The 11,609-nt window shown below is 40.2% G+C and carries 9 protein-coding genes; 7 read left to right on the top strand and 2 right to left on the bottom strand.

Annotation, left to right across the window (positions count from 1 at the left end):
• Nucleotides 1-10 precede the first annotated feature (10 nt).
• From K6V30_RS17565 to K6V30_RS17545, 5 genes are all read left to right on the top strand, one after another.
• Nucleotides 11-583: a DUF3575 domain-containing protein gene (locus K6V30_RS17565; protein WP_022301077.1), complete on the top strand. Its 573-nt coding sequence runs from the start codon at nt 11-13 to the stop codon at nt 581-583.
• Between the two features lie 6 nt (nt 584-589).
• Nucleotides 590-2,113 carry a DUF3868 domain-containing protein gene (locus K6V30_RS17560; protein ID WP_172680464.1) on the top strand — a complete coding sequence of 508 codons (1,524 nt, stop codon included), beginning with the start codon at nt 590-592 and terminating at the stop codon, nt 2,111-2,113.
• Between the two features lie 36 nt (nt 2,114-2,149).
• A complete protein-coding gene (locus tag K6V30_RS17555; protein WP_010537875.1) occupies nt 2,150-3,847 on the top strand; it encodes an Mfa1 family fimbria major subunit in 1,698 nt (565 codons plus the stop codon).
• Nucleotides 3,848-4,067: 220 nt separating this feature from the next.
• Nucleotides 4,068-5,021 (top strand): FimB/Mfa2 family fimbrial subunit, encoded by a 954-nt coding sequence (locus K6V30_RS17550; protein ID WP_010537876.1) that lies wholly within the window; start codon nt 4,068-4,070, stop codon nt 5,019-5,021.
• Between the two features lie 189 nt (nt 5,022-5,210).
• Nucleotides 5,211-6,872, top strand: coding sequence for an IS1182-like element ISBthe2 family transposase (locus K6V30_RS17545; RefSeq protein ID WP_224207175.1), 1,662 nt, complete (start codon nt 5,211-5,213; stop codon nt 6,870-6,872).
• A 77-nt stretch (nt 6,873-6,949) separates the two neighbouring features.
• On the opposite strand, the gene K6V30_RS17540 is transcribed toward K6V30_RS17545, so the two are convergent.
• Together K6V30_RS17540 and K6V30_RS17535 are read right to left on the bottom strand one after the other, a co-directional pair.
• Nucleotides 6,950-7,909 carry a helix-turn-helix domain-containing protein gene (locus tag K6V30_RS17540; protein WP_010537877.1) on the bottom strand — a complete coding sequence of 320 codons (960 nt, stop codon included), beginning with the start codon at nt 7,907-7,909 and terminating at the stop codon, nt 6,950-6,952.
• 239 nt (nt 7,910-8,148) lie between these two features.
• Entirely contained in the window at nt 8,149-9,108 is a 960-nt protein-coding gene (locus K6V30_RS17535) for a hypothetical protein (protein WP_055270691.1), read from the bottom strand.
• Between the two features lie 204 nt (nt 9,109-9,312).
• Between K6V30_RS17535 and K6V30_RS17530 the strand changes: the two genes are divergently transcribed.
• Nucleotides 9,313-10,242: a UDP-glucuronic acid decarboxylase family protein gene (locus K6V30_RS17530; protein ID WP_022301079.1), complete on the top strand. Its 930-nt coding sequence runs from the start codon at nt 9,313-9,315 to the stop codon at nt 10,240-10,242.
• Nucleotides 10,243-10,264: 22 nt separating this feature from the next.
• Nucleotides 10,265-11,398 carry an ATP-binding response regulator gene (locus K6V30_RS17525; RefSeq protein WP_010537880.1) on the top strand — a complete coding sequence of 378 codons (1,134 nt, stop codon included), beginning with the start codon at nt 10,265-10,267 and terminating at the stop codon, nt 11,396-11,398.
• Nucleotides 11,399-11,609: the final 211 nt, after the last annotated feature.

Below are 11,609 nucleotides of genomic sequence, written 5' to 3'. Positions count from 1 at the left end.
GTAAGATATAATGAAGAAAGTTATTATACTCATAGTACTTATGCTGGGATGCGTTGCTTTCGAGAGTAAAGCCCAGAAGATAGCTCTGAAAAGCAATCTTCTGTATGATGCTACTACTACCATGAATCTCGGTTTGGAGTTTGGACTGGCACGCAAATGGACATTGGATGTTCCTGTGAATTATAATCCCTGGAAGCCTGATAATGGCAGACGTTTGCGGCATTGGGGAGTACAACCGGAGGTTCGATATTGGTTCTGTGAGAGCTTCAGACGAACATTTATAGGAGTACACGGGCATTATGCGGATTTCAATGTAGGCGGATTTCCTGACTGGTCGTTTATTAGTGAGAATATGCAGAATACCCGTTACCAGGGACATCTGTATGGAGGAGGTATTTCGATAGGACATTCGTGGATATTGAGAAAACGTTGGAGTATCGAAGCATCGGTAGGAGTGGGATATGCACATATTGTATACGAGAAATATCCTTGTGCAACGTGTGGTACTAAACTGAAGGATTCGAGCAAAAATTATTTCGGTCCTACAAAAGCGAGTGTATCACTTATTTATGTAATTAAATAAAATAGAATGATGAAAAGGAGTATACAACTCATCGTATTGGTACTGATGGTTTTATGCCAGAATACAGGTTCGGCTGTTGCCCAGACGTGTTCTTATGATGGAACTATCTCTGTGGTGCCGGTACAACTGGAACAACGCGGTAAATCGGTTTATATAAATATTGACTTCGTCCTGAATGATGTAAGGGTGAAGTCGGCACATGGAGTGGATTTTATTCCACGGCTGATTGCTCCGACACGTAATCTTAATCTTCCGAAAGTGTCAATCAAAGGACACAATGAGTACTTGGCTTATGAACGTTGGCTTTCTCTGATGAGTACTAAGGAGAAGAATCTCTACGAAAAGCCTTATGTTGTAGAGAAAAGTAGTAAGAGAAGAAATGATACGATAAAGTATAGATATGTATTGCCTTATGAATCGTGGATGGATGATGCTCAAGTGGAGGTACAACGTGATGAGTGTGGCTGTGGTGAAACTCAATTGATGAGTGTGGAACCATTAGGTGACGTTGATCTGGAACGTATGCTGGTGCCGTATGTGGTAGTGCCTCACCTTGCTTATTTGCAACCGGCTGCGGAAGAAGTGAAGAACCGTGAAATACAAGCGGAATGTTTCCTTGATTTTGAGGTGAATAAAATTAATATTCGTCCGGAGTACATGAATAATCCGAAGGAGCTGGCCAAAATTCGTGCAATGATTGATGAATTGAAGTCTGATCCCAGTATTAAGGTAAACAAGCTGGATATTGTGGGCTATGCTTCACCTGAAGGATCATTGGCGAATAACAAGCGTCTGTCCGAAGGACGTGCAATGGCATTGCGTGATTATCTGGCATCAAAATATGATTTCTCACGAAATCAGTATTATATCGTCTTCGGCGGTGAAAACTGGGATGGATTGGTGAAAGCATTGGATTCGTTTGAAATGGAGTATAAAGATGAAGTACTGAATATTATCAAAGATGTTCCTCTGGAAAAAGGAAGAGAAACTAAGTTGATGCAGCTTCGTGGTGGTGTACCTTATCGATATATGTTGAAATATATTTTCCCAAGTCTTCGTGTGGCTATTTGTAAAGTGAATTATGAGATTAAGAATTTTAATGTAGACGAAGCGAAAGAGATTATTAAGACACGTCCTCAGAATTTGAGTCTGAATGAGATGTTCTTGGTGGCTAATACTTATCCGAAGGGCTCGCAAGAGTTTATCGATGTATTCGAGACAGCTGTACGGATGTATCCTAAGGATGAAATAGCCAGCATCAATGCTGCTATGGCTGCCCTTTCGCGCAATGACTTGGTATCTGCGGAACGCTATTTGAAAATGGTAAACGCTCATAAGCAATTACCTGAATATAGCAATGCTATGGGTGTATTAATGTTATTAAAAGGAGATTATGAACATGCGGAAGAATATTTGAAAGCAGCTGCCGAAGCTGGTCTGGAGGCTGCCGGACAGAATTTGGAGGAATTGGCTACGAAAAGAACGAATGCAGCTGAAATTGAAAAGAAAAATAAAAATAGAGATAAATAAACTAGTTACAAACGCTTTTATTAATTTGTAAGAACAATGAAAAAGAAGAATTTTCTTATGTTAGCGCTTGCTGCTGTGGCTTTTGCTGCTTGTAGTAACGAAGATTTGGTGCCGGTGGATAATCCGGGCAACAATAATGACTTGGTGACAGACCCGAATGCAGACGCATGGGTGGCATTAGCAGTAAAGACTCCGGTACAAACTCGTGGATTACATAACCCGAATCAGGAAGCTGCAACTGAAGATGAATCAAAAATCACTAAAGTACGTGCCATATTTTTTACGGCAAATGCAAATGAGGATGCTGCAACTGTGACTGCTGATATCACATTGTCTAATGATCAGGCGGGGCTTGATGCCAATGGTATACCAAGTGGAACTGCAGGCAAGGCTTTTAAAGTTCCTGCAACTTCTAAGAGAATATTGATTATTGCGAATCCATCTCCAGAGTTTGAAAAAAAGACTGTTAGTATGACAGATCAAAAATGGCCTGTTGGAACGCTATATTCAACGGTTAATGCTGCTCTTGATGATGCTGTATCAGATCTGACAATTGCTGGTGAATTTATGATGTCTAACGCCAAAGGATCGTTAGAACCTTCGGATGATGTTGAAACTTCACCAACATTTGGTGATCCCATCGATTTGTCTCTTTATGCAAATGAGACAGCGGCTACTAATAATCCATTGTCTATCAGAATTGACCGTGTTGTAGCAAAAGTTCGTGTATATGTAACTGCTGATTCTGATGCTAAAGCAACAATCTCGGATGCAGGATGGATATTGAATGCTACTAATAAGACATACTTCCCTGTATCTAAGAGAACATTGACTTGGAATGAAACTCCGGCTAATAAGCCAGGTGCTCGCGGTGAGTGTATTACTCCGTTTGACCAGTATAAGATAGGTTCATACAGAATTGACCCTAACTATGGTACTCAAAACTTGAGCTACTATAACTCTTATAGCAGTACTTCAGCTCCTTCTAATTGGAATGATCCTACAACTACGATAAATAAAGTTGCTGAATATTGTCTTGAAAATACGCAGACTGCAACTCATAATGTGCACGCTTATACTACGCATGTATTGTTGAAAGCTAAATTCATCCCGTCTGAATATGGTAGACCTGCACCTAATGATGGTACTCCATCTACAGATCAGGAAACAGACCCGGCGCTTGCTGGTGACTGGATGTTAATTAATGGTGGTTTCTATACTTTTGCTACATTAATGGAGTGGATTGAGGCAGAATTGAAAGCTAAATATGCTGATGGAGAACCTGCTACATTCCCGACTGCTCGTACTACTGCGTACAATAGATATTTAGTAGCTGTTGGTGTGGGTGCAATTGGGCTTCCTCCTACAGCCGATGCTACAGCTATTACTGCTCTTGTTGACGATTTTAAAAATACGAAAGCTCTTGTGGCAGCTATTGCAGCTAAAGACAGAGCTAAAACAGTAACAGGGCTTACTTATTATGTAGGTGCAGTAAGCTACTACAAAATCATGATCAAACATGATGATACTAGCGCTGCAACAAATGAGTTAGGTGAGTTTGGAGTAGTTCGTAACTCTGTTTATGACATTAATGTTAAGAAGTTTAATAACCCGGGATATCCGGCTATTCCAGATCCGGATCCAGATACTCCGGACGAAAGCGACGAAGGCTGGTTATCTATTGAAATTACACCTAATCCTTGGACTTGGTATACTCAAGAGGAAATCATGTAATTCAGAATTAGTAATAGAAATAGATTTTTCAAATAAAAAGTTGTGGGAGAAACTCTCCCACAACTTTACTCCCAACATTTTCAAAGTTGCCGAAAACTTTAAAAAAACTTCGGAATATAGCTTTTGATGGAATTATTGAGGTATTCCATCCTCTGGATTAGGAAATAACGAGAGAAGAAATAGTTTCTTTTCCTCTATATATAATTGAAAAAAGGAAAATATGAATCTAAAAAGCCTTATATGTTACGTTGTCTTAGGAATTCTTCTGATGGGTTCCGGGATAGTAGTTTCATGCGACAGCTTTAATGAAGACTTGCCGGAATGCCGCTTGCTTGTGAAGTTTAAGTATGACTATAACATGGAATTTGCAGATGCGTTCCATGCTCAGGTTGATAAAGTGGAGCTTTATATATTCGATAAAGACGGGAAGTTTATGTTTAAGCAGGCGGAAGAAGGGAGTGCACTGTCAACCGGTAATTATCTGATGGAAGTAGAATTGCCCGTCGGACAATATCAGTTTATGGCATGGGCCGGTGCACGTGATTCATATGACATTACTCCATTGACGCCCGGCGTTTCTACCATTACTGACTTGAAGTTAAAGCTAAAGCGTGAAGCCTCTCTCATTATCAATAAAAAGATGGAAACGCTTTGGTATGGTGAAATCATTGGTGTCAACTTCACAGGAACTGAACACCAAACGGAGACTATTAATCTGATCAGAGATACTAAAATAGTGAGATTTGGCTTCCAGTCTTATACCGGTACCTGGACATTGGATATGAATGATTACGATTATGAGATTATAGAATCCAATGGACACCTGGGACATGACAATTCATTGCAGGATGATGATGTGCTGAGTTTCCGTCCTTATTATATGGAGCAGAAAGATCCTGCTACAGCTTTTGTGGATATGAATACAATGAGGTTGATGGCGGATCGTAAGACTCGCTTGGTGCTTACAGAGAAGGCTTCGGGAAAGAAAGTATTCGATATAAATCTGATTGATTATTTGGCTATGACCAATGCGGAAGGTAAGAATTTGAGTACACAAGAATATTTGGATCGACAAAGCAACTACCATATTATATTTTTCTTATCTGAGTCATGGTTGGCCGTGCAGATTGTTGTGAATGGATGGGTACATCGCATTCAGGAAGAAAATCAATAATAAGATATTTAAGAGAATAGTGGGGAACTATTGTTAGCGGGACAGGATGAATCATCCTGAATAAGGGAAGACGAGGTTGTGTCAAAACGCTGGCACAACCTTTTTTTATGCACAAAGCCCAGACTTTCACAAGCCCGGGCTTTGTTATTACCCAAAGTTTTTGTATCTTTAGGCATAAAGTTTTTCGTTATGGCAAAGTTACATTTTCGTCCTTACATTCCCAACCAAACAGTTCTTTTTCCCGGAAGAATTGATGAAAACATAGCAGCGAACGATCCGGTTCGCATAGTTAATACTGTTGTTGATAATCTCAATCTTGACAATTTCAAGAAGCTTTATAAAGCAACCGGTCGCTGTCCTTATCATCCTAAAATGATGCTTAAGGTGATTATCTACGCCTACATGAACAATATCTATTCGTGCCGCAAAATAGAGAAGCTTCTCCTACGTGATATTCATTATATCTGGCTTTCCGGTAATGAACATCCGGATTTTATTACCATCAACCGTTTTCGAAACCGTGTAAAAGAGGAAATAAATACCGTATTCACGCAGTTGGTTCTTGTCCTTGCCGACAAAGGTTTCATCAGCCTTGACGTAGAGTATATCGACGGTACCAAGATTGAGTCCAAAGCCAACAAATATACTTTTGTCTGGCGCAAGACAGTCGAAAAGAACCGTACAAAGCTGATGGATAAGATCCGCATTCTCCTGGAGCAGGTGGATGAAGTCATAGCCCAAGAGAACTCCATGAAAGATACACCCGTAGAGTTCACTCCCGCCATGCTCTCAGATATAGTGAATGAACTTAAAGAGGTGCTGGAACACCATCCTGTAACAAAGGACAAGGAACAAAAGAAGGTCATCCGGGAAAAGAAGAAACAGGTCCGGGAACTTGAGGAGTACCGTGACAAGTTGATAGAATACGACAACCATCTTGATACTCTTGGAGAACGCAACTCCTACTCCAAGACCGATCCTGATGCCACCTTCATGCGCATGAAAGAAGACGCCATGAGAAACGGACAGACCCAACCCGGATATAATCTGCAAATAGGTACCGAGAACCAATTCCTCATAGACTTCCGACTGTTTCCCAACCCAACCGACACACTGACCCTCATACCTTTCTTCCACTCCTTTGAGCAACGCTATAACCGCTTACCAACTGTCGGTGTGGCAGACTCCGGTTACGGCTCGGAAGAAAATTATCGGTTCATGCAAGATAATGGGATAGAAGCCTTTGTCAAGTACAACTACTTCCATAAAGAACAGCGTCCCCGTTATACCCCCAATCCATTCCATGCGGAGAGTCTCCATTACAATGCGGGGGAGGATTATTACGTTTGTCCTATGGGGCAGCACATGAACCGTATAGGAACTAGACGTGACAAAACAGCAAGCGGATACATCACCGAAAGTGCCCGATATAAAGCACAAAGATGTGAAGGGTGTCCTTTGTGTGGCAGTTGCTTTAAAGCTCGGGGGAACCGTATGATAGAAGTCAACCACCGGTTAAACCAATACAAACGGCAGGCACGGGAAAGGTTACTCTCGGAAGAAGGCATCAGGCATAGGGGAAGGCGATGTATAGAACCGGAAGCAGTTTTTGGACAAATGAAACACAACATGGCATACAAAAGGTTCCGGCATGTGGGAGAAGACAAGGTTACAATGGACTTTGCCTTCTTTGCTATAGCTTTTAATATCAAAAAGATGTGTACAAAACTACTAAAAGCAGGAAAGAGAAGGAGTGCACACACTATATTTATCTTTATCAGACCACGTGTGACTCAAAATACGACGAATATTAAGCCTTATTACCTAATTACTGAAAAAATAGTCGCATAGACAAAAAAGAGGAACGACCATTTTATATTAAAAAAAGAAGGGGATGTGCCTTAGTTTTGACACAGCCCCGTTATTGTTTACAGAGTATCGATGATTGCCAGTTGTTTTTGCAAAAACTCAATACGTTGGGCCTCTCCACTTTCCGAAATCAGAGTAGAGTGGCGTTTTAGTGACTGAATCCAGTTTCGTTGGATCTGGCAGATTTGCGGGCTCTGTGAATCCATAGAATTGATAGAGTACACCCGAAGTAAACTGACTTGATAGTCTTTCTTCTCTATATAGGTGTAAGTCGCTTCAAAATCAATATTAGAGAGATAGAAATATACTTTATGTCCTTCACTGAACTCTCCCTTGATAGAAAGTGTTTCCATGATTGCAAGCAACTGGTATAGCTCTTCTTTCAGGTGTGCTACATCGTCTTCTGTGATCAGATTCAGACTGGCAAAGTACTTGATTTCCTTGATGAATGAAAGGAATATGTTGCTGTCCCAAATAAAATAGGTTTTCGGACATTGCTTCACACTTTCACTTAACTTCTTATGCGCTTTTACGATTTTCGGATCTACTTGCATTTCTGCCAATGAATTGGGAGTTTTCATTTGCCCGTTCTGGTAAATCCATCGACAGAGACGAAACTTGGACATGTGTTCAAAGGAAGAGTAAAGAGTGAAAGGGAGAAGATTGGAAGCTGTATAGACTTCCGTTGTGTTGTCTCCTTTCACATAATCGAATATTTGCTGATACCGATTAATAATCTCATAATAACTGTCCAAGGTGTTAGGTGAATTGAGCAGATTCATGTCAAAAGTAACTCTATTGGATAGATGGTTACCTATAATCTGATCAATGGAAATACCAAGCTTTTTGGATAGCAGGGCTACTTCGTCAATAGTAAAAGCCACTTCGCCACGAAGTCTACGATAAACTGCTTCTTTTCCCATATAGAGAATGTCTGCCAAAGAATTGGCAAGATTTTGTCCTTTGGGGATACGCTCTTTCATTGCAATAATCAACTCGTTTACAATACCATTTTTCATTGTTTGTTCTCTTTTATATACGTTAATAATCTGTATGATACATTCTATGCAAAATTAAGTCATGTAAACGATAGTTTTGTGTGGGAAAACAGCTCTGAGAGGTGATGGCTTTTTCTCATTTGATAGAATAGCTAAGTGCGGAGGTCGTATAATGAAAAAAGTAGGCAAGAGGCTTGTCTACTTTCATGATTTAGAACTAAGATTTTCGCTTAGTTTCGATAATCGAAACTAAGCGAAAATTAAAGAGCATCAATAATTTCACGTTGTTGCTTGAAGAACTGGATGCGTTGCATTTCTCCACTTTGTGAAATCAGTGTAGAGAATTTTTTTAGTGATTGAATCCATTCCTTCAAGCTTCGGAACATTTGAGCATCCAGCGTGGTTAGTGAGTTGATGGAATAAACTCGTATCATACTGAGTTGCATCAGGTTTGTTTCCAGGTAGCTGTAAGTTGCTTCAAAATTGATTTGTGACACATAGATATGCACATCATTGCCGAAGTCTGTTTTTCCTTTCATGGCGATGCTTTCCAACTCATCCGTAAGTTTCAGTAATTCCTCTTTAATGTTTTGCTTCATTTCGTCTGAAATAAGGTGAATGTCGGAGAAGTACTGTATGTCATTGATGAGATGAAGAAAAATCATACTGTCCCAAATATAATCGGTCGTATGAATATGCTGTGATAACTTCACAAAGTCTTGTTGGGCATTGATAATCTTTTGGGGAATTTTCAGGTCCTCAAAATGTTTGCAATTGATATGTTCATTTTGGTACATCCATTTGAAGAAACGAAACTTAGCCAGAAGTTCATGTTTCAGATAGAGCGTTTGGGGAATCACGTTTGAAGCAGTTCCTAATACAGCACTCGTATCTTCCCGTAATGTGTGGAATAACTTGACATGTTTGTTCAGGAAATCATAATAGGTCTCAAAGGGTTCGTTATGATCTACTACATTGATATCGAACATTGCATTATTGCTGAAGCTCACTCCTGCAATTCTATCCAATGATATCCCCAGTTCTTTTGAAATAACGGCTGCTTCCTGAAATGTAAAGGGGACTTCGCCGCGCAGCCTCCGGTAAATAGCTTCTTTGCCCATATAGAGGGTATCCATCAATATATTCGCTAGCTGTCCTTTTGCTGGGAATCTTTCTTTGGCCGCTTCTATCAGGTTTGTATTAAGTTCATTCATTATCATAATCCTATTGAATTAGTGGTTTATTGGTATTAATAACACTTGGTGCAGGGAAGTTGTTTCGAAAACTGAAACTATTTTATTTTTGCTTTTCTTAAAAAATATCCATCTCTAAAATTGTATATTATGAGCAAATCGTTTACATTTGCCTTTATAAACAAAACAGAGAAGTTATGTTCTCTGAAAAACAATAGTTAATATTAGAAAATGAAAAGAATATTGGTAAGTGGCGGGGCTGGATTTATAGGCTCTCATCTTTGTACTCGACTTGTAAATGAGGGGCACGACGTGATATGTCTGGATAACTTCTTTACAGGTTCCAAGGACAATATAAAGCATTTGATGGGGAACCATCATTTTGAAGTTGTAAGACACGACGTTACTTATCCTTATTCTGCCGAGGTGGATGAAATATACAACTTGGCTTGTCCGGCGTCTCCTATCCATTATCAACATGATCCGATTCAAACAGCCAAAACATCTGTGATGGGTGCTATCAATATGCTCGGACTGGCAATGAGACTGGATGCGAAAATACTGCAAGCCTCTACCAGCGAGGTGTATGGTGATCCGATTGTTCATCCCCAGCCGGAATTTTATTGGGGAAATGTGAATCCGGTGGGGTACCGGTCATGTTATGATGAAGGAAAACGATGTGCTGAAACATTGTTTATGGATTACTATCGTCAGAATCAGACACGTATCAAGATTATTCGTATCTTTAATACTTATGGCCCGAGAATGCTACCTAATGATGGACGTGTGGTTTCTAACTTTATCATACAGGCACTAAATAATGAAGACATCACTATATATGGTGATGGAAAACAGACACGCAGTTTCCAGTATATTGATGACCTGATAGAAGGTATGGTGCGGATGATGGATACGGAGGATGATTTTACAGGTCCTGTAAACCTTGGAAATCCAAATGAATTTCCGGTTCTTGAATTGGCGGAGAGAGTAATCCGGATGACGGGCTCTACTTCGAAGATTGTATTTAAGCCTCTGCCGACGGATGATCCGAAACAACGCCAGCCGGATATTAAACTGGCAAAAGAGAAACTGGGATGGCAGCCTACCGTCGAACTGGAAGACGGATTGAAGCGTATGATTGAGTATTTTAAAAATGTTTGATGTAACATAAAAATAGAATGATATGAATGTGGAAATAAATCCTTCCGAATATAAGATACTTATTGTGGACGATGTAATTTCAAATGTCCTTCTGCTGAAGGTGCTTCTGACTAATGAGAAGTTCAATATTGTAACAGCAGGTAATGGTACACAGGCTTTGGAACAGGTAAAGAAAGAGAAGCCTGATCTTGTATTATTGGATGTGATGATGCCGGATATCAGTGGTTTCGAAGTAGCCCGGCAAATGAAGGCGGACGAAGAAATGAGCGAAATTCCTGTTATCTTCCTTACTGCTTTGAATAGCACGGCGGATATCGTAAAAGGATTTCAGGTGGGTGGCAACGATTTTATTTCCAAGCCGTTCAATAAGGAGGAACTGATTATTCGTGTGACGCATCAGATTTCGCTGGTGGCAGCCAAACGAATTATTATAGCACAGACAGAAGAGCTACGCAGGACTATCATGGGACGTGATAAACTTTACTCTGTGATTGCGCATGACCTGCGTTCTCCTATGGGCTCTATCAAGATGGTGCTCAATATGCTGATTCTGAACTTGCCGAGTGAAACGATCGGTCCTGAAATGTATGAACTGTTGACGATGGCCAATCAGACAACAGAGGATGTATTCTCATTACTCGATAACTTATTGAAGTGGACGAAGAGCCAGATCGGTAAGCTGAAGGTTGTTTACCAGAATATCGATATGGTAGAAGTTGTGGAAGGAGTCAGCGAGATCTTTACGATGGTAGCTGGTTTGAAGAATATCCGTATAGCAATGGATATTCCTGATGAACGTGTGGAAGTACGTGCAGATATTGATATGATTAAAACGGTGATTCGCAATCTGATAAGTAATGCCATCAAGTTCAGCAATGAAGGATCGGAAGTTTTGGTATCGCTGAAAGAAGAAGATAATATGGCGGTAGTGAGCGTGAAGGATAGCGGTTGTGGTATTGATGAAGAAAATCAGAAGAAATTGCTGCATACCGATACGCATTTTAGTACCTTTGGTACTAATAATGAGGAAGGTTCGGGACTCGGACTGTTGCTCTGCAAAGATTTTGTTACTAAAAATGGTGGTGAACTTTGGTTTACTTCGAAGAAAGAGGAAGGCTCTACATTCAGTTTCTCGATTCCGCTGTTAGAAAGCTAATATAAGTTCGATAAAAGTTGATATAAATTCGAGATAAGTCAAAAGACTGTCCTGTCATTCAGAGCGGGCATTACTTGATAGAAGTGGTGTCGGTCCGGAATGGCAGACAGTCTTTGTTATAACCCTCTATAGGAGTACTTCCTAATGAGCACAAGACTTGCTTGTGACAAGTACTTAAGTTATCCGATTCTTGTACAATATTTGAGTCAAA

The sequence above is a fragment of the Bacteroides faecis genome (genome assembly GCF_020091505.1).
GTDB classification, from domain to species: Bacteria; Bacteroidota; Bacteroidia; order Bacteroidales; family Bacteroidaceae; genus Bacteroides; species Bacteroides faecis.
The sequence above is the reverse complement of the archived record's forward strand: the minus strand, read 5'-3'. Positions and strand labels throughout refer to the sequence as shown.